The organism is Meiothermus sp. (genome assembly GCF_026004075.1).
Classification (GTDB): Bacteria; Deinococcota; Deinococci; order Deinococcales; family Thermaceae; genus Meiothermus.
The window spans coordinates 487501-507567 of the sequence record NZ_BPIK01000001.1 but is presented as its reverse complement, the minus strand read 5'-3'; the positions used below and the strand labels follow the sequence as shown (position 1 = coordinate 507567).

General features: G+C 58.5%; 15 protein-coding genes and 1 rRNA gene (1 of these 16 only partly in view). 12 read left to right on the top strand and 4 right to left on the bottom strand.

Going from position 1 to position 20067, the window contains the following annotated elements; genetic code table 11:
- Window positions 1–9: 9 nt before the first annotated feature.
- Window positions 10–1350, top strand: coding sequence for a hypothetical protein (locus Q0X18_RS02395; RefSeq protein ID WP_297558056.1), 1341 nt, complete (start codon window positions 10–12; stop codon window positions 1348–1350).
- A gap of 6 nt (window positions 1351–1356) precedes the next feature.
- On the opposite strand, the gene Q0X18_RS02390 is transcribed toward Q0X18_RS02395, so the two are convergent.
- Entirely contained in the window at window positions 1357–1656 is a 300-nt protein-coding gene (locus Q0X18_RS02390; protein WP_297558055.1) for a rhodanese-like domain-containing protein, read from the bottom strand.
- A 134-nt stretch (window positions 1657–1790) separates the two neighbouring features.
- Window positions 1791–2288: a ferritin gene (locus Q0X18_RS02385; protein ID WP_297558051.1), complete on the bottom strand. Its 498-nt coding sequence runs from the start codon at window positions 2286–2288 to the stop codon at window positions 1791–1793.
- Window positions 2289–2479: 191 nt separating this feature from the next.
- Between Q0X18_RS02385 and carB the strand changes: the two genes are divergently transcribed.
- The gene (carB, locus tag Q0X18_RS02380; RefSeq protein ID WP_297558049.1) at window positions 2480–5611 is read left to right on the top strand and encodes a carbamoyl-phosphate synthase large subunit; all 3132 of its coding nucleotides are present in this window, start codon (window positions 2480–2482) and stop codon (window positions 5609–5611) included.
- A gap of 26 nt (window positions 5612–5637) precedes the next feature.
- Here carB and Q0X18_RS02375 read toward each other — a convergent pair whose 3' ends face one another.
- Window positions 5638–5991: a hypothetical protein gene (locus tag Q0X18_RS02375; RefSeq protein WP_297558047.1), complete on the bottom strand. Its 354-nt coding sequence runs from the start codon at window positions 5989–5991 to the stop codon at window positions 5638–5640.
- A gap of 466 nt (window positions 5992–6457) precedes the next feature.
- Here Q0X18_RS02375 and Q0X18_RS02370 point away from each other — a divergent pair, with 466 nt between their 5' ends.
- A complete protein-coding gene (locus tag Q0X18_RS02370) occupies window positions 6458–8104 on the top strand; it encodes a dynamin family protein (protein WP_297558044.1) in 1647 nt (548 codons plus the stop codon).
- Between the two features lie 40 nt (window positions 8105–8144).
- On the opposite strand, the gene Q0X18_RS02365 is transcribed toward Q0X18_RS02370, so the two are convergent.
- Window positions 8145–8561, bottom strand: a complete 417-nt coding sequence (locus tag Q0X18_RS02365) for a universal stress protein (RefSeq protein WP_297558043.1) — start codon at window positions 8559–8561, stop codon at window positions 8145–8147.
- Between the two features lie 303 nt (window positions 8562–8864).
- Between Q0X18_RS02365 and Q0X18_RS02360 the strand changes: the two genes are divergently transcribed.
- The 9 genes from Q0X18_RS02360 to Q0X18_RS02320 all read left to right on the top strand — a co-directional run.
- A complete protein-coding gene (locus Q0X18_RS02360) occupies window positions 8865–9221 on the top strand; it encodes a response regulator (RefSeq protein ID WP_297558041.1) in 357 nt (118 codons plus the stop codon).
- Window positions 9222–9267: 46 nt separating this feature from the next.
- Window positions 9268–9735, top strand: a complete 468-nt coding sequence (locus tag Q0X18_RS02355) for a chemotaxis protein CheW (protein WP_297558038.1) — start codon at window positions 9268–9270, stop codon at window positions 9733–9735.
- Window positions 9736–9762: 27 nt separating this feature from the next.
- Complete coding sequence (locus tag Q0X18_RS02350; RefSeq protein WP_297558036.1) at window positions 9763–10518, top strand: MHYT domain-containing protein; 756 nt, start codon at window positions 9763–9765, stop codon at window positions 10516–10518.
- Window positions 10519–10802: 284 nt separating this feature from the next.
- Entirely contained in the window at window positions 10803–12779 is a 1977-nt protein-coding gene (locus tag Q0X18_RS02345) for a methyl-accepting chemotaxis protein (protein WP_297558033.1), read from the top strand.
- An 11-nt stretch (window positions 12780–12790) separates the two neighbouring features.
- Complete coding sequence (locus tag Q0X18_RS02340) at window positions 12791–15109, top strand: methyl-accepting chemotaxis protein (protein WP_297558031.1); 2319 nt, start codon at window positions 12791–12793, stop codon at window positions 15107–15109.
- 8 nt (window positions 15110–15117) lie between these two features.
- Window positions 15118–17862: a response regulator gene (locus Q0X18_RS02335; protein ID WP_297558028.1), complete on the top strand. Its 2745-nt coding sequence runs from the start codon at window positions 15118–15120 to the stop codon at window positions 17860–17862.
- Between the two features lie 72 nt (window positions 17863–17934).
- Complete coding sequence (locus Q0X18_RS02330; RefSeq protein WP_297558026.1) at window positions 17935–18672, top strand: DUF4388 domain-containing protein; 738 nt, start codon at window positions 17935–17937, stop codon at window positions 18670–18672.
- 180 nt (window positions 18673–18852) lie between these two features.
- Window positions 18853–19749, top strand: coding sequence for a response regulator (locus tag Q0X18_RS02325; RefSeq protein ID WP_297558023.1), 897 nt, complete (start codon window positions 18853–18855; stop codon window positions 19747–19749).
- Between the two features lie 252 nt (window positions 19750–20001).
- Window positions 20002–20067 (top strand): 23S ribosomal RNA (locus Q0X18_RS02320); it runs 2851 nt beyond the window's last position.

Genomic DNA, 20067 nt, shown 5'->3' with positions numbered 1-20067 from the left:
CTATAGAAAATGCCACACGCCGAGTCTGAGCCGATCTTTCACCTTCACGAGCGCCAGGCCCTCGAGGCGCTGCTAAAGTTTCCGCTCACCGAGGCCCTGTTTGGCCGCCGCAGCCGCCGTTTTGCCCTGGGGGGCGAGCTGCCCGAGGGGCCGCTGGCCTACCGCTCACGCTACGAGCCCTACCCGCTTTCCGAGCTCGAGCGCCTGCTCATCCTGACCACGGTGGGCGGCCTGACTGGCTGGCACAACCTGATTAGCCACCACAAAAACGTGGCCCCATACCTGCCCAGCTACTCGGGCATGGCCGCCGGGCGCACCTTCCCCAGCGCGGCGGGCTTTCACACCAGCCAGGTGTTCTTCACCGACGACAGCGGTACGTATATCTTCAAAACCCGCGACGCCGCGCCACCCGTACCGCGCAACGAACATGGGCAGGTGGATGTGTGGGAATTGCTGCTGGCCCACCGGCAGTACATTCAGCGTCTGTCCGACCAGCGGCTCTACATACCCCCACGGGAGCCCTATATGGCCGGACACAACGCCTGGAACGCCAACAAGCCCGGCTCCCTCCTGGTCTGGCCGGTGGCCGACGTGGCCCAGCACCAGCTTCTCAAACTTTTGTTTATCGCCCAAAACGGCTTCGTGCTCTACGACGACGTGCACAACCGGAGCATCCCCGGCCTGGAAAAGTTCAAGGATTACGTGGCGGTGGACAAGCCCTACCCCCTCACCGCCTTCGACCAGGCCACCCTGGCCGAGGTCTCGGCGGAGATCAGCACCGCGGTGTTTGCCGGCCACCTGATGCAGCAGGCCATGGGCCTGGGCGGCTGGATGCTGAATGGCCTCGACCGGGTGCGCACCCTGGGGGCTTCGGGCGACCCCGAGGTGCCGGGGCTGGGCTTCCGCTACGATTTCAAGCCCGGCTGGTCGCGGCCCAACCCCACCGGCCTCGAGGGCGTTTTTGAGGGCCACTGCCCCCCACACTACCCCAGTATGCGCCAGGCGGTGGAGGCCCTGGTGGCCCGCAAATACCAGCCAGGCGGCCCCTTCAACCCCGAAACCCCCGGCCCCTGGAAAGACACCCCTGCGGTGCGCGCCCAGGCCTTCCCGCACGAAGAATGGCTGGTAGAGGTGGTGGCTACCCAGGCCCAGTACCTCTTTGATACCTTTGGGAAGTTCCCCGCCACCGTTCCCACCATCTACAGCCTGATGTTTTTGCAAACCCACCACCTCGACCTCGAGTACTACGACCGCTTCTTCGAGCCGGGGGCCTACCTGCCAACCCACCGCACCCACCTGGAAACCTGGCACGGCCTGCGGCTGGATGAGCTACCCAGGCGCACCGGGTAAACCGGGCTACAGCCCTTCGGTCACCTTGCGCAGCTTTTGCAGGCCGCCCTCGAGGTTGTAGACCTGCTCATAACCCGCCGCTTCCAGGTAAAGCCCGGCTAGCTCACTAGTCACCCCCCGCTCGCAAACCAGCAGCAGGGGACGGTCTTTGGGCAGGCTGTGGTTGCCCTGCTGGATGTCGTGCAGAGGGATATGCAAGGCGCCCTCGAGGTCGGCGCGGTTGTATTGTTCGGGCGGGCGCACGTCCACGATCACAGGGTTGTCCTGTAGAAAGTTCTTCAGCAACTCCGGTTTGAGCATCCGCATAGGTTTGATATCAAGTATATCTGCCAGTACCTCAAATGTGGATAAAAGCCCCTGGACGCCGAGCGAACCGGTGATTTACCCAACGCAGTTCGCACCGTGCGTACAGAGAAATGATTTGGGGGCCAACTGCCAATCTAGGCTTCTGTCTCCAGCAAGGCCTCGGCCTGGAAGAGGTTAATGCCGCTTTCAACCAGGGCCAGGTACTTCTCCATGCTGCTTACTTCCTCGACCTGCTCTTCTAAGAACCACTGCAAGAACTGGAAGCCTACATAATCACCTTCGGCCAGGGCAATTTTGGCCATGGTCTGGAACTGCTCGGTCACGGTGCGTTCCCACTTGAGGGCCTGGGCAACCGCATCCGCCGGGCTTTTGAAACCGGTGGAAGCCGCCGGGATGGCCGGGAAGTGCACGGTCTGGCCCACATCGGTCAGAAAGCGCACAATCTTCATAGCATGCTCTTTTTCCTCCGCAGCCTGCTGGTAAAAGAGCGCGGCCCACCTGTCCAGGTTTTGCTGGGCAAAGTAGGTGCCGATGGCCAGGTACTGCTGGTGCGCACCGAGTTCGTGGCCAATCTGCTCTCCGAGTTTCTGGGCGAGTTTGCTCGAGATCATAGACTGTGCAGCCTTTGGCATATTCGACTCCTTTGGTTCTTGAAGCGGTCGTCCCACTGCAAACTACACACTTCGAGCGTAGCACGCCTGAAGAGTCCTAAAGTAATCCATCCCCCATGTCAGAAGATTGCGTGTTTATACCCAAACAACGCAATACTATGCAAAAACTGGGTAGCCACAGGCCCCAATAAGTGCTATGCTCTCCCCTTGGTATGCCTGCTCGCACCGACCTGAAAAAGATTATGATTATCGGCTCCGGCCCCATCACCATCGGCCAGGCGGCAGAATTCGATTACTCGGGAACCCAGGCTGTCAAGGCCCTGCGCAGTGTGGGCTACCAGGTGGTGCTGGTAAATTCCAACCCGGCCACCATCATGACCGACCCTGAGCTTGCGGAGGGCACCTACCTCGAGCCCCTCACGGTGGAGTTTTTAGAAAAAATTATCGCTGCCGAACGCCCGGACGCCCTCCTGCCCACCCTGGGCGGCCAGACCGCGCTCAACCTCTCGATGGCCCTTTACGAACAGGGCATTCTGGAAAAGTACGGTGTCGAGCTAATTGGGGCCAATGCTGCCGCCATCAAGAAGGGCGAAGACCGCGAGGAATTCCAAAAAGCCATGCTCAAGATTGGCGTGGACGTGCCCAGGGGCAAGATGGTACACAGCCTGGAAGAGGGGCTGGCCTTTGCCCGCGAGGTGACCGGCTATCCGGTGGTGGTGCGGCCCAGCTTCACCCTGGGGGGCACCGGCGGGGGCATCGCGGAAAACGAAGCCGAGTTCGTGGAAATCCTGACCCGCGGGCTTTCGCTCTCCCCCACCCACTCTGCCCTGGTGGAGGAGAGCATCGTGGGCTGGAAGGAGTACGAGCTCGAGGTCATGCGCGACAAAAACGATACTGTGGTGATCATTACCTCCATCGAGAACGTGGATCCCATGGGCGTGCATACCGGCGACTCCATCACCGTAGCCCCGGCCCAGACCCTCTCGGATGTGGAGTACCAGCGCATGCGCGACGCGGCCATCGCCATCATCCGCGAGATTGGGGTGGAGACCGGGGGCTCCAATATCCAGTTCGCCGTTGACCCCAAGAGCGGGCGGATGATCGTGATCGAGATGAACCCCCGGGTTTCCCGCTCCAGCGCCCTGGCCTCCAAGGCCACCGGCTTCCCCATCGCCAAAATTGCCGCGCTGCTGGCGGTAGGCTACACCCTGGACGAGATCCCCAACGACATCACCCAGAAGACCCCGGCCAGCTTTGAGCCCACCATCGATTACGTGGTCACCAAGATTCCCCGCTTCGCCTTCGAGAAGTTCAGCACCCTGCCCAACACCAACCCCGGCGGCTTCTCCGACCGGCTCGGCACCCAGATGAAAAGCGTGGGCGAGGTGATGGCCATTGGCCGCACCTTCAAGGAATCCTTTGGCAAGGCCCTCAGGAGCCTCGAGGCCGACGTGCGCTCGGAGTTCTCGGGGCTTACCACCGAGGAGCTGGAGGCCCGGCTCTACCCCAACCCCACGCGAATTTATGCAGTCCTGGAATTGCTGCGGCGGGGTGAGCCCGTGGATCGTCTGTACGAAAAGACCAGAATTGAGCCCTGGTTCCTGACCCAGCTCAAGGAGGTGGCGGAGGCCGAACACGACCTCGAGACCGAGCCGCACCGCCTGGAAGACCTCGAGGACTGGCGCTACGTCAAGGGCCTGGGCCTCTCGGATGCTCGAGTGGGCGAGCTGCTGGGGGTTTCCGAGGCCGCGGCCCGCAAACAGCGCCTGGCAGCGGGCTGCAAGCCGGTTTACAAAACTGTGGACACCTGCGCCGCCGAGTTCGAGGCCTACACCCCCTACCACTACAGCACCTACGAGCTGGAAGACGAGGTGCGCCAGACTTCCAAGCCCAAAGTGGTCATTCTGGGCAGCGGCCCCATCCGCATCGGACAGGGGGTGGAGTTCGACTATGCCACCGTGCACGCGGTCTGGGCCCTGCGCGAAGCAGTGATACCGCCTGAGCGGCCCGGCGAAGCCGGGGCACGGGGCTACGAGACCATCATGGTCAACTCCAACCCCGAGACCGTCTCCACCGACTACGACACCGCCGACCGCCTCTATTTCGAGCCCCTTACCCTCGAGGATGTGCTCAACCTGGCCGCTCACGAGCAGCCCATCGGGGCCATTGCCACCCTGGGCGGCCAGACCCCCCTAAAGCTGGCTAGAAAGCTGGCCGAGGCCGGTGTTCCGCTGCTGGGGACGAGTTGGGAAGCCATCCACAAAGCCGAGGACCGGGCCGAGTTCAATCAGCTCTGCGCCGCGCTGGGCATCCCCCAGCCCAAGGGCGCGGTAGCCCGCAACCCCGAGGAGGCCCTCAAGCTGGCCGAGACCCTGGGCTATCCCCTGATGGCCCGGCCCAGCTACGTGCTGGGGGGGCGGGCCATGCAGGTGGTGCGCAACCCCGAAGAACTGCGCTGGTATCTGAGTGGCATCTACGCGGCGCTGGCCGAGCGGCCCTCGATTCTCCTGGATCAGTACCTGGAAAACGCCCTCGAGCTCGACGTAGACGCGCTTTGCGATGGCAAGCGGGTGGTGGTAGCGGGCATCATGGAGCACATCGAGCGGGCCGGGGTGCACTCCGGCGACTCGGCCACCATCCTGCCGCCCATCTCCCTCACGCCCGAGCAGCTCGAGACCGTCAAAGCCTACACCCGCAAACTGGCCCTGGCGGTGGGGGTCAGGGGCCTAATCAACGTGCAGTACGCCCTCAAGGATGGCGTGGTCTACATCCTGGAGGCCAACCCCCGCGCTTCGCGCACGGTGCCGTTTGTCTCCAAGGCCATCGGCCACCCGCTGGCCAAGTACGCGGCCCTGATTGCGGTGGGCCAAACCCTGGACGAGCTGGGCTTCACCGAAGACCCCACCCCTGGCTTCTACTCGGTCAAAGAGGTCTTGATTCCCTGGCTCAAGTTCCCCGGGGTGATCCCGGTGCTGGGGCCCGAGATGCGCTCCACCGGCGAGAGCATGGGCATCGACACCGACCCCTACCTGGCCTACTACCGGGCCGAGCTGGGGGTGGGCCAGCGGCTGCCGCTTTCCGGCAGGGTGCGTTTCATCGGGGCCGAAGAGCTTAAGCCCGACTGGGAGGCCGCCGGTTTTGAGGTCTCCGAAGGGGATTACGACCTGCTGATTGCCCTCACCCCCCACCCCGAGCTGCGCCGCGCGGTGGAGACCGGCAAGCCCTTCATCACCACGCTCGAGGGGGCCCGGTGGAGCCTCGAAGCCATTCTTCGCGCACGTAGCTCGAGTCTATCGGTTAGGTCGCTGCAAGCCTGGCATGGCGCAAAAAAACCAGCCCTGTAACAGGGCCGGTTGGCAGAGAAAGCCCTTTATTGCTTAGTAGCCGATTTCTTGGGCGCAGCCGCCTTTTTAGCCGCGGGCTTCGCGGCACTCTTTGTCGTAGACTTCGCTTCGGTTTTGGCCGAGGTCTTCTTAGCGGTGGTTTTAGTAGCAGCCTTTGCAGCAGGCTTGGCCGTGGCTTTAGCAGCGGGTTTTGCAGCCGCTTTAGCCGTGGTCTTCTTCGCCGCAGGCTTGGTAGTGGCTTTAGTAGCCGTTTTAGCCTCAGCTTTAGCAGGGGCTTTCGCAGCAGTTTTGGTCGCGGTCTTCTTCTCTGCAGGCTTGGCAGCGGCCTTTTTAGTAGCAGGCTTTTTGGTTGTTTCAGATTTTTTGGTTTGTTCAGGCATGTGTATACCTCCTTTAGTTCAGTGTGGAGAGGTCTAAGCCCTACTCTCCAAATCATGCGCTATCCAGCGGATGATTCGCCCAGCCACACAACGCCAAAGAGGCCTGGTGTCCGCTGGGAACGAGTGGCGCTGTTAGATTGTTTCTCCACTGAGCCTCACTATACAATATGTTGTGTGCTTTTTATACACAAAATACAATCCGTTGGTGAATTTCAAACCCATCCAACGCGGAGCGGATTTTTAGCTTTTTCCCTTTCTCATCGCGTTTATTGAGTACGCGCAACTTTTGCTCGATTATCTTAATCAATATCGCTGGTCGCAACCCCACGCGAAGGCATAAACAGCTTGGAGTTACTATAGCTGCCCCAGTACAGGCAATTTGTCTTGGCAAAGTAACTTGCGGGAATATCGAATGCAGCAGTTCTGTTGCATAGCGCCTGCATGTCCCTGCGATACAATACCCTACATGCTGGATTCCAAGACCCAGGCCCTAGCCCAGGATGTGCGTGCGCTGCTTACCCAAGGGCTGGATGCGTTGGCTCGAGTGGGCCTTGAAACCAAACCGCTCAAGCAGGCTTTATTGGATCTCGATGGCCCTTTTCTGCTCGTGGTGGTTGGCGAGTTTAACAGCGGAAAGTCTTCGTTGCTCAATGCCCTATTAGGCGGCGATTTTTTGAAAGAGGGCGTCACGCCCACTACCGACCGCATCAATCTGATAGGCTATGGCCCTGAGCCCAAGCTAGAACCGCATTCGCCCGAACTGGTGCTAATCCAGCTACCCCACCCCATGCTCAAGGACGTACGGTTGGTAGACACGCCCGGCACCAACGCCATTTTGCAGCACCATCAAGTTTTAACCGAAAAATTTCTTCCACGCGCCGACTTAATTTTGTTTGTCACCAGCGCCGACCGGCCCTTCACGCAATCCGAGGCCAACTTTCTAAGTTTTATTCGGGCCTGGGGCAAAAAGGTGGTCATCGTCATCAACAAAATGGATCTGCTCACCGAGCCCGAGTTGCAACAGGTACTCGAGTTTGTCAAAAAAGGCGCTGACCAAACCCTGGGGCAGGTTCCCCCCATTTTTGCGGTCTCGGCCCGCCGAGCACGGCAAGGCGAAATAGCCACAAGCCACGTACCCGAGCTCGAGGCCCATATCCGGCAGGTGCTCACCCACCAGGCCGCTATCCTCAAGCTGGGCTCACCGCTGGGTGTGCTGGCCCGGCTTACCGAAGAGGCCATACCTGTACTGGAAGCCAAATTCAAAGAATCCGAGAAGCAGCTCGCCACCTGCCGCGAGCTAGATCATCTACTCGAGCGGCACGAAGAGCGTACACGCCGCGACTTTACTGGACAAATTGCGCTGGCGCTGCAGGCCATCGACGAGGTACGCGCTCGAGGTGAGCGCTGGCTGGATGAGAAGGTGCGGTTCTCCAAGTTCCTCGAACTCATGCAATCCAGTAAGCTCAAGCAGAGTTTTATAGACGAGGTGGTCAGAGGGGCCAACCAGGAGATCGAGCGCCGGGTGCTCGAGGCCATGAACTGGCTAGCCAGACGCGACCGCGAACTGCTGGAAGATGCCCTCTCGTTGCTGCGCGAGGCCCCTGGCCTGCGCCAAGCCGAGCAGGTTGGCTCGGAAGAACGCACCATCGCAGGCAATTTAGAAGAGGCGCTGCGTTCGTTCGATGCCGAGGCCGAGGCCATTCAGTTGCGCGACTTTATTCAGGAGAGCCTGCGCGGCACCGCACTAGCTGAAGTAGGAGTGATGGGCCTGGGTCTCACTATCCTGCTGGTGGCCCAAAAAATTGCTTTCGATATTCTGGGCATTTTTGCCACGCTGTTCGGGGCAATTCTGGCTACCTCCATCCTGCCCCGCCGCAAAGAGGTGGCCAAAACCCGCCTGCGTGAGCGGCTGGCCGAACTTAGGAGCACCCTCGAGCGGGCTTTGAGCGAAACCCTGGAAACAGAGCTACACCGCACCCGCGAACGTTTCAATAGCCTGTACCGCACTCCTTGCACGCGCCTGGAAAACACCCGTAAAGCCACTCTAGCCGATATGCAGATGCTTGAAGGCTTGAAGCGAGCAGCCCTCGAGCTACGCAGTCGCCTGGATTAGCCTTACCATCCCAGCCCCGGCTTTAGGCAAGGGCGTACACTCATCGCACCAGCAGCACTGGGCACGCAGCGTGGGTCAGTACTTTCTGGCTTTGGCTACCCAGCAGCAAGCCCTGCAATTGGCCTAAACCCCTGGTACCCATCACAATCAGGTCTACCTTGCGAACCTCTGCCACTCGCAAAATAGCCTCGGCTGGGGGCCCCTCCAGTATCTCGGTCTCGAGCTGGGGCAGCTCACCCAGCAGGGCCAGGGCCTGGGCTACCACCCGATCGGCAGCCTCGGTTCGTCTGGAAATAACCTCTTGTAGAAAAGGCTCCCCCAAATAGTCCGGCACAGGATCGTAGGTGTGCACCAAGCACAGCCAAGCGCGGTACTGCCGGGCCAGGTCGGCAGCAATCTGGGCGGCTTTTTGGGCATGGGCCGAACCATCAAACGCCAGCAAGATATTTTTGAACATAAGTCTCCCCCTCAAAATCTGGGTACCGGCCAGGTTTGGCAGCGGTAACCATCTACCCTCAACTCTAGGCGCCTTGCCCAGCCTACTTCAAGCTGGGGGCTGTGCGTCCCCTGCACCGATCATCAGCGGGCGTCAATTTGTTAAATGCATGCCCCAAAATTTGGACGTAACGCTTGGATATCTCGGCCTTGTGCATTCGTCACAGGTTCGGCGTAACGCCTCGCGTAACTTTAGCTCATGTTGCGGGTAGGTATACCTCGTGTGCAGTCATCCCTAGCTCTGCCCGCAAGCCCGGAGGTCAATATGGCAAAGCTAATCGCAGTAGATGACTCCATGGCAGATCTAAAGCTCATCGAACAGTCGCTGGCTCCATACCATCAAGTTGTGTTGTATCAGGGTAGTGAGAATGTAGAGCAGCACATCGAAGCCGAAAAGCCCGATGCGGTTTTGCTCGATGTGGTCATGCCGGGCCGCAATGGCTACGAGGTGCTTCGCTCCTTACGGCGCAGCGATTCAACCAAGCACATCCCGGTGCTGATCATTAGTTCCAAGAGCGCGCCCACCGATATCGAATGGGGTAAGCGCCAGGGCGCCAACGGCTACCTAACCAAGCCCTATACCCCCGAAGCCTTGCGCAAAGCCGTTCAGGAAATCCTCTAGCGGAGTGCGGCTTGTCGGGCTATCCGCAGCCATAAGAGCACGGCTCATGAACGCTATTCATATCGACAAAATCTGGGTTTTACGTCTTGGTAACATCTTTTTAGGCATAGAACCAAGGGCCTTGAAAGAAGTGCTGGAAGTCACGCAGCTCACCCCCGTTCCCTTGGCGTCTCCGCTCCTTTTGGGGCTGCTGAGCAACCACGGACAGATCGTGCCGGTGTTCGACCTGAGTCAGGTATTGCAGGTTCTGCCGGCAGATTCTGGACTTGCCGCCTTGGTGGAAGTGGAGGGTCAACCCCTTGCCTTCCTGGTTAGCGAAGTAGCCGGGCTTCGCACCAATCTGAACGGGGCCTTGATAACCCCCGGCCAAGAATCCTTGTTTAGTGCTGCCTTGGAGGACGGCAGCCAAAATATCCGCGTTCTGAACCCAAAGCGCCTGCTTGAGTACCTCGCCGCTCAAATGTCTATCCCCCTCTCTACAGCAGGGCCCGTCCAAGCTGCCCCTCTAGCCTAAAACCCAATACTTTCTAAAGGAGTCTCCATGGAACAAACCCACCTTGACATGAACCACGATCCCCTGCTGGTCGGCGTCTCGTTTCTTATCGCCATCTTCGCAGCCTACGCCGCATTGGCCATCATCAACCGCCTGAGACAGGTCGGGGTCAGCAAAATCTGGTTGTGGCTGGGCGCCATCACCTTTGGGCTGGGGGTATGGGCCATGCATTTCACGGCCATGACTGCCCTCCAACTCAATTTGGTGGTTGCTTACGATCCACTCCTTACCCTCATCTCGGTACTTTTTGCGATCGTAGGGGCCGCAGCAGCCTTTCAAATGGTCAGTCGGCCCAATGTCGGCATGGCACAAATACTGGGCGCAGGTTTTTTTCTTGGCGCAGGGATTGGAACCATGCACTACGTGGGCATGTTTGCTATGCGCATGGAGGCAAAGCTCATCTTCAACCTCCCTTTGGTAGCGGTCTCAGTTCTGGTGGCCGTCATGCTAGGCACCTTTGGTGTCTGGATGCTGGTTAGTCCGACCTTCAATCGGATTCCGCTTCGTCAGCTGGTTACCGCATCCATCACCGGCTTGGCCATTCCCTTCATGCACTATACCGCCATGCTGGCTGTCCGCTTTACCAACGCCGGTGACAGTCAAATTCACAGCATGGTCGCAAGCGGTGGCCTGCTTTCATTGAATATTTTCCTGTTGCTGGCGGTGGCGGTGGTGGGGCTCCCAATGTTTCTTACGTCGCTGCTTGAGACCTCTGCAGAGCATGCCCTGGAGGCGGAAGCATGACTCGTGGCAGCCCAAAAACAATCACTCGCCCGGCCCGCCGTTTCACGCCGGTTGCACCCACCCAGCTGTTACCCTCGGGCGGGTTGCTGGGGTCGCTAAAAATTTGGCAGAAACTCCTTTTGATTGTCTTAGCTTTCTCGGCTGTAAGCGCCGTACCTATTTCAATCTTATATTTCCTCGAGAAACGCCAAAACGAGCTCGTTTACAACCAGCTACTGGGATACCAGCTGGCCCAAGCGCTTACCAACGTCATCCAGCAAGTAGGGGAGCACCGCCGCTACAGCTTGGATAACCGGCTCCTAGGTAGCAAGGTTGACCTGGTCAAAGAAGCTACCGATGTAGATGGTGCCCTAGCACGGCTCGTGCAGCTTAACGAGGGCACGCAGGATCGCTTTGGCATCGCCGAGTCGATTTCCAATTTTAGTCAAAGCTGGGCCAGGATAAAAAACCAAAACCTAGCTGCCGGCAACAACGCCCTGTTTGAGATGCACCACCAGGCAATTGGGCAACTCCAACAAACCCTCGAAAAGCTGAGCCTGTCTTCAGGAATGTTGTTGAATACCAGCAAAGAAACATTTCTTCTCACTGAAATCACCCTACGGCATCTACCCGAGCTGCATGAAAACCTGGCTGAGTTGCGCTTCTTGGGCATGGAGGTACTGGCTCGAGGTTCAGCTTTGATTTACGAGCGGGAGCAAATTATTAACTTGCTCGAGCGAGTATCTAAGCAAACCGAGGACACCCTGCTGGCCCTGACCCAGAGCAACTTGGGGCAGGTTCGCGGCTTGGAAGCAATAACCCAGCAGACTGAGCAAGTCATCACAGAAATAGACTTCATTAGTAGTTTCGTTACTAACTCCATTCTAGCTACTGCTCGCCCTACGCTTCGTCCAAGAGAGTATGGCAGCACCTTCAACCAGATCGACAGCAGCCTCACAGAGCACAAGCAAAACGCCTTACAGGTATTGAGAAATAATGCCCTGCAGGAATGGCAGCAAGTCCAGCGCGGGCAGGCTGTGCTATTTATAATGATCGCGCTGGCCCTAACGCTGGCGCTGGGAATTGTGGGGGCCGTAGTTCGCTCAATTACAGGCCCGGTAGGGCAGTTGTTTAACGCCTCTCTGCGCCTGCGTAAGGGCGATCTGGGGGTACAGGTGCCCATACAATCCTCTGACGAGCTGGGCTCGCTGGCCCGTACTTTCAACGACACCGTAGTGCAGCTCAAGGCCAAGGCCGAGGCCGACGCCGAGCAGCTTCGCCAAAGCCAGCTATTGCAAGAAAACATCGGGGCTTTCTTGAACGTAGCCATGGATATCGCCCAGGGCGACCTGACCAAGCGCGGGCGCGTAACCGAGGACGTGCTGGGCAACGTGGTAGACGCGGTAAACCTAACCATCGAAGAAATCGCTTATCTGCTCAAGCAGGTACAATCCGCCGCTGAGATGGTTAACCAGGGCGCCGCGCAAATGGCCCAAAGCTCTGCAGCCGTGCAAGAAAAAGCCGAGTCACAGGCCGAGCTTTCGGCCCGGGCCCGCATTGAGGCGCTCGATACCACCGACTCCATCCGCAGCATGGCCGAGCAAATCGTGCAGGGCTCCGAGCTGGTCATGCAGGCTAAAGAAGCTGCCCTGGAGGGTCAGGACGCCGTACAAAACACTCTCAGCGGCATGCAGAACATTCGACGCGAAGTGCAAAGCATCTCCAAGAGCATCAAGGGGCTCTCCGATCGCTCGCTTGAAATTTCCGAAGTGGTAGACACCATCTCGCGCATTGCCAAGCAAACCAACCTGCTGGCTCTTAACGCCGCCATCGAGGCCGCGGGTGCAGGTGAGGCCGGGGCTCGTTTCGCAGTTGTGGCCGATCAGGTGCGTAAGCTGGCCGAGGACTCGGCCCGGGCTGCCCAGCGCGTTAACCTGCTGGTCAAGGGTATTCAAACTGAAATTCAGGGTGTGGTGATCTCGGTAGAAGGCGGTACCCGCGAGGTGGAGCAAGGCTATCGTATTGCCACCGAGGCCGGAAGCAAGCTCGAGCAAATTGCCGCTCTGGCTCAGCAATCCGCCGAGGCTGCTCGTTTCGTCGCTCAGGCTGCTCAGGAACAGGTGGCTCGAGTGGAAGAAGTAACCAGTGTGGTGCAGGATATCTACGACACCGCCCTACAAACCGACCAGGAAAGCCGCAAAGGCCGCCAGATCGCGGAAGAGCTGCAAGTCCTAGCCCAACAGCTCAGCCGAAGCCTGACCCGCTTCCGGCTGCCCGCCTAAAGGAATTCACTATGGCATTGCAACGCGACCTTCGCGAGGTAGAAGTCAAGCAAGTAGGGCTCCTGGGTGCCCAAAGCCGCAAGGTGCGGGTGGATGCCGAAACCCTCGAGGCCCCCTATACCGGCTTCTTTGGCAAACTCCGTGTCCCTTATAAGCTGGCACTGCTGGTCGTTCCCTTGCTGCTGCCCATCTTTTATTTGCTTTTCGCACTGGTTTCCGAGCAGCGCAACGATATTAACTTCGTACGAACTGAAAAGCAGGGGGTCATCTTTCTGCAAAGCACCGGCAGTCTGATCAAGGCCATGGCCGAGCATCGAAGCCTGAGTGTGGCCACCCTGTCCGGAAATCAAGAACTTGTTGTTCCACGCACCCAGAAAGCCGAGGAGATAAACCGTGGCCTACAGTTGCTCGTCAAGATGAACCAAGCCGAGGGAGACTCCTTTGGCATCGGGGAAAGACTCGAGGCGCTCAAGACCAGTTGGGATACGCTACTGGCTGTACCGCACTCCCCTACTCGAAGCTTCCAGGAGCACACCCGGCTCATCGGGCAGTTTTTAAGGCTTTACGAGCGAATTGCCATCAGCTCCAACCTGATCCTTGATCCAACCGCGCAAAGTTACTGGCTGGTGGACTCGGTGGTCTATCGGCTGCAATCGGTCATGGAGACTCTGAGTCAGGTACAGGCCATTGGGGTTATCGCCTTGCAGTCCAAGCAGCTAACCCCAGAGCAAGAAAGGCGACTGAGCGGGCTTCTGGCCTCGCTGGCCAATCGGGATACCGGCTTCGGTGAGGTGGCATCGGTAACGGCAGCCCTCGAGCGCTCGGTGCAAAACGCCCTGGCTACCAACCCGGCGCTGGGCGAAGGCCTGGGCGAGCAAGTCAACTCGGCCAAAGCCATCACCGAATCGGCGGTTGAGCTAGCCCGCCGGGAGATATTGAGTAAGCGTTTTGGCCTCGAGCCCGCCCTGTACCTCGACCAGCTAAGCCGCCCCATTGAAGCCTACTTCGCCGTACAAGCGGCAGCTTTGAACCAGCTTGACGACCTGCTCGATGGGCGCCTGGGACAGCTGGTCAACCAGCAGGTGCTTAGCTTGTTTATCGTAGCTGCAACACTACTGCTATCTGCATGGCTAATTGTTGGAGTTTTGAACTCGATTCTTGCTCCAGTGCGAGAGCTTACAGCAGTGGCCCAAAACCTTGGGCAGGGCAATCTTTCCACCCTGGCCCACCTTCGCTCCAACGACGAGTTGGGGCTGGTTAGTAAAACCCTGAACCAGTCCATCCTAACCCTGCGCTCCCTCCTGGAGCAGCAGGAGGCTGAGCGCCAGCGGAGCTTACAGCTCCAGGAAAACGTACGGCGTTTCATGGAAGTCGCCACCGAGATTGCCCAGGGTGATCTTACCAAGCGAGGCCAGGTCACCAACGACGTGCTCGGCAACGTGGTAGACGCCGTAAACCTAACCATTGAGGAGATTGCGCATCTGCTCAAAGCAGTGCAGCAGGCAGCAGAGTCGGTCAACCAGAACGCGATGCAGATGGATCAGATCACGGCCTCTATCGCTGCCGGGGCCCTTTCGCAAGCCCAGGAAGTAGTCCGGGTACAAAATCAGACCCAGGTCGTGGCTCAAAATATTCGTCAGATGGCCCAGAGCGCAAGCATCACCGCTGAGGCCGCCCGCCGCACGCTCGAGTCGGCCCAGCTAGGCCGCCAGGCCGTAACCCAGACCCTCTCAGGCATGAGCGACATCCGTAGGGAGATGCAGGCTATCGCCGAGAACATTACGGCGCTGGCCCAGCGTTCTGCCGAGATCGAAAACATCACCAAGGTGCTCGAGGACTTCGCCTCACAAACCAACCTGCTGGCCCTCAACGCCTCCTTCGAGGCCGCAGGGGCGGGCGCAGCAGGTCGCCGCTTCGCCATCGTGGCTGATGAAATCCGTAAGCTGGCCGAGGAATCGGCCCGTGAGACCAGCCGAGTTAATAACCTGGTACAGCAGGTGCAGAGTGATATTAGTCGGGTGGTTGAGCTGGTGCGGGAAGGGGTACGCGAGGTGGAAACCGGCTATAGCACCGCCAACAGCGCTGGCAGCCGCCTCGAGGAAATCGCAAAACTGGCTGAGCAGTCCGCTAGCCTGGCGCAGGAAATCTCGAGCCTGGCCCAAAACCAGGTATCGGTGGTGGAACGGGTCGACCAGGCAGTGCAAAAAATTACTCAGACGGCCCAGCAAACCGGGGTCGAAAGCCAGGAAGGACGGCAGTCCGCCGAGGCGATGCGGGTGTTGGCTCAGGAGCTTTCTAAAAACCTGGGTCGCTTCCGCCTACCTGACTAGGAGTGGTCATGTCTACTGCAGCCGCGCCCGATCTGTTGCAAAGCTTTCTCGAGGAGGCCTGGGGAACCGTGGCCGTCTTCGAGCAGGCGGCCGAGTTCCTGGCCATAAAACGCCACGAGCCCCTGGTAGTCATAGCCCATCGCCTCAAAGGCTCGGCGGGGTTGTATGGCTTCCCCCAGATTGCCAACCTTGGCGCTCTCGCCGAGCGAATCCTGGAGGCCGCCCCCCGCTACACCGAGCAACAGCAGGTCAAGGTTGTCGAGTTTATCGATCAGCTCACGGCCGTACTGATTACTGCGCTGGAAAACATAGCCATCCACGGCCAGGAAGGTCGTGTGGGCCTCGAGCTAGGCCACCTGGGGGCAGCGAACCTTATCCAGGAGCTTACGACCCTCAACCCCGAGGCCTTTGCAGTGGATAGCCTCGAGCCCCCCGAAGCAGCAGCCCTCGAGCCTCCCCCATCCCAGGTAGGAGTGGTGGAAGAGTTGCAAAACTTCTATCGGCAAAACGCCGAGTTCTGGGAGTTTTTTGCGCCAGAGACCCTCGAGAACCTCGAGCTTGTCGCCAACACCCTGGTCAGCTTGCAAAAAGGGGACGAGAGCGGAGAGCACCTGCGGGCTTTGTTCCGGGCTATGCACACGGTCAAGGGAGCCGCCTACTCGGTGGGCTGCAAGCCCATTGGAGCCTTGGCCCACCAGCTCGAAGACCTCATGGTGGCGGTACGCGAGGGGCAGCAAACCTGGAGTGATCCAATTGCACAGCTCATTCTGGAGGGGTCGCAGGTGCTGGGCCAGATGCTGATGGTAGCCGAAGGCAAAGACCCCCTGGCCACCCAGACCCTTCATCACCGGCTCTTTGAGTTACAGGGCCGCCTGGCCCACCTGCTAGATAAAGAAGCTCCAGCGCCTACCCCTGCTAGCCCCACACCATCTGCCCCACCCACTCCAGCAACGCCAGCTCGGCCCGGCCAGAGCACATCGGTACGGGTGAGCCTCGAGCGTCTGGATACCCTGCTCAACCTGGCTGGTGAAACCCTCGTAGCGCATTCGCGCTTGGAACTGCTGGCCCGGCGCTTCGAGGAGATGGATCAACTGTTGGAGGCAGCCCGCCAACGGCTCGAGCGCACCACTGCAGACTTTGAAGCTCGCTACCTTAATCCACGTCTCGCCCTTGCCAAAGAAGCTCAAACGCCCCAGGCCCAGAGCACCCTGGGCAAAACCGTACAGGAGCTTTTTTCCGAGCTCGAGTTCGATCGCTACGACGACCTTAACATCCTGGCCCGCTCCATCCAGGAGATGACCAGCGACCTGGCCGAGGTGCAAAATGCCCTCAGTGACCAGATCAAGGCCTTTCGGCAAGAAACCGAGCTGTTTGGCAAGCTTACGCAAGACTTGCGCGGAGAAGTAGGCCGGGCTCGCCTGGTGCCCATAGGGCGTTTCTACACCCGAATTACACGTCAAGTACAACAGATAGCTGGCGAGAAGCAGGTGCATATACAGTTGCAGGGCGAACAGGTCGAGGTTGACTCCGTACTGCTCGATGGTCTTTCGGAGGCGCTGCTCCACCTGGTTAGCAACGCCGTAATTCACGGCATAGAAAGCCCCGCCGAGCGCCTGGCTGCTGGCAAAACGCCTAAGGGCATCCTGACCATTCGCGCCCAGCAACAGCGCAGTAACCTGATACTGGAAATCAGCGACGATGGCCGCGGCATCGACCTCGAGGCCATCAAACAAAAAGCTGTGGAAAAGGGCTTGCGTACGCAGGCCCAGGTAGAGGCTCTGCGCCCAGAAGAAGCGGTGGAGCTTATCTTCCTCCCCGGCCTTTCCACCGCCTCGGCAGTATCGGATGTGGCCGGGCGGGGGGTGGGGCTGGACGCCGTAGCCACCATCATCCGCCGCCTGCGTGGCGATCTGGCCGTCGAAACCCGCAGCGGTCTGGGTACCACTTTCCGCCTAAAGGTTCCGCAGAACCTGGCAGTCTCAGACATCCTGCTGCTTCAAAGCGGTGGGCAAACCTTTGCCTTACCGCGTGAGAGTCTGGTAACCCTGCTCACCGCGCCCTCTGGCCAGCAGGAGGTGATCCACGAGGGAAGCGCCCTCCCCATCAAGCATCTCAGCGAACTACTGGGCCTACCCCCTGCCGAGCAAGAGGAGTATACGCTGGCCGTAGTGGAGGGGCGTGGCGGCACCTTGGTAGCTCTGGCTGTCGAGCGCTTTATTGGGTTGCAACAAGCCCTGGTTAAGCCCCTCGCCGCGCCTCTTTCCGAGCTGCCCCATCTGATTGGCGCAACTGTTTCAGCTACCGGCCAGGTAGTTCTGGTGTTGAGTCCAAGCGGTCTGCTAAGCCTGAGCGCCCCTTTGCCCATCCAGGCTCGCATTGAAACCCCAGCCAGCCGACACCTGCCTGTGTTGCTGGTCGATGACTCACTTTCGGTTCGCAAAATAGTAGCCCAGATGCTACGTAAAGCTGGCCACCAGGTGGTTACCGCGTCGGACGGCCAAGAGGCCCTCGAGCTACTGGAGCAACAGCCATTCCAGGCTGTGGTGACCGACCTCGAGATGCCCCGCATGTCCGGCTTCGAGCTGTTAGAGGAGGTGCGCCGCCGCCCCGGCCTCGCCCATCTGCCCATTGCCGTATTGACCACAAGGGCTTCGGCCAAGCACCGCGACCTCGCCATCGAACTTGGTGCAAATGCCTACCTGACCAAGCCTGCCGACGAGGTAGAATTGGAACAGTTCTTGCGAGAGATCTAGCTATATGCGTTTCAGGTTCCTCCCAAATCCACTTGCTTGCTGTGAGACTCCCTTGAAAAAGGAGTTTTTTCGATGAAAGCCCTGATCCTGACCGGTCAACCCAAGCGTGGCATCGCGCTCAAAGACAGCTTTACGCTGTCGGGGTTTGATGCCCAGGTCGAGGATAGTGCTCTTTACGCCATGACCCTGTTGGAGCGCCACCGCCCCGATGTGATCGTTAGCACGGCCTCACTAAGCGACCTAACAGGGGCGGAATTCTTCGATATGGTGCGTTCCGACCCCCAGCTTGCTTTAGTTCCTTTTGTTCTACTCAGCGATACCACCCCGACCCAGGTTGGCGACCTCGACCTGGTCTTGCCCCCAGATACCCCGGCTGCGGAGGTGGTTCGGAGTGCATATAAACTGATCCTCGAGCTCACCCGCAAAACTTATATCAGTGAGCCCACCAATCCCGTAGCGCATCAAGGCATACAAGGGCAGTTAGGCGATATGAGCCTGTTCGAGCTAGCCCAGTGGCTGGCCAAGTCCGCCAAAACCGGACGGCTTCGGGTCGAGCTTCAGGGTGATAGTGCCAGTTGGCTGTTTAGCAAAGGACAGCTCATCCACGCCGAGTACGCAGGAAAAAGTGGCGAGGATGCCGTACTGCACCTACTGCTCCAGGTCGAAAATCATCCTACCGGTCACTTTCGCTTCGAGCCCCTAACCGAAGCCGACTTCTTTTTGGAACCCGTTACCATACGCAAAAGCACCGATCAACTGCTGCTCTCCCTTGCCGTTGAAATGGATCACCGCCAGCAGCGAATCAATTAGATCTAGAGTGGTTCTCGAAAAGAATCTGGTAGTCTCTACGAAATTCAAAAAAGGCACAGGACTAGCTTTTTGCCGTCAATGCTGGCGGCAAAAGTCAGTTTGAGCGGCAAAATATGTTGTACCCGTAATGGTCACACATCACTGGGTAAAGCCTGTGATGGCCCTACCATTAGGGTGCTTATGCAAGGAGCCAAAGTCCTAGTTGTTGATGACAGCACCAGCGTACGAAAGGTGCTCGAGAAGCTGTTGGCGTCCCGTGGACTGATTGTCACGACCAGCGAATCTGCCGAAAAAGGCCTCGAGGCGATCAACCACAGCGCCCCCAACCTGATCATCGCCGACGTAGTGATGCCCGGTATGAGCGGCTTTGAACTATGTCAGATGATCAAAATGCGGGCTTCCACTAAAAGCATACCGGTGATTCTAATTTCCGGCATCATCAACGAAGGTGTAATAACCCAGGCCCAACAAGCCGGAGCCTTCGATGTGGTCTCTAAACCCTTTACACCCGACGATCTCTTCCCCAAAGTTGAGCGAGCGCTTAACGCTGTCAAGCAGTCGTTCTTGGCCGTTGATGAGGCGGTGTCAATATCGAATCCTGTCACCACACCATCCCCCACACCAGCCGAGCCTTTCGCCCCACCTCCACCTGTTCCCAGTCTTGCCAATCAGGAACCCTCTCCACAAAGTGTTCCTAAGCCCTTAAAGACCCCGCCCGCCCCAAATTTGTTGGACGAGCTCAAGCCATTTTTGGACAAGCCCGAGATCGAAAGTGTTTTTGTGATTGATAGTACAGGCCAGTTAATAACCTGGCTAGGGCAAACCCTAGACGAGCCTGAGCTGCTGGCGACTTATGTACACACGCTTTTATCCATCAGCAATGTTATGGGCGAAAAATACCATCTCTCCTCAGTCCAAAGCCTGAACCTCGAGTATCTTGGGAAAACCCTTATCATCAACCGCATTGGCGATAAGTCATCGCTGGCGCTCATACTGCGTGGTACCGGTGGAACGGGTGTAATTCGCTACCTGGTGCTAAAGCAAATGCCCCAACTCAAAGCCGCTTTAAGCGGTTAGGTAGGCTTTTCCCGTTGCGGGGAGTTGTACATCCCTGCACTTTTTTACTCAGAGGTGTTGACAGATTTTAGGGTATTCGGTACTCTCTTCGTTGCGCCGCGATACGAAGTCAGGCGCGAGGATCATGAAAAAGGGGCTGTAGAGGAAGGAAGGAAGTCCATCCCAGGCTTCTATTTGCGATAGCGGTAGAGGTGTTATGGGGTGGGTTGGAATAGACCTTATCTTCAGGGGCGACTCTGAGGAGGGAATAAAGGTCAAGATAGAACGGGCACACGGTGGATGCCCTGGCACCTAAGCCGATGAAGGACGTGATTACCT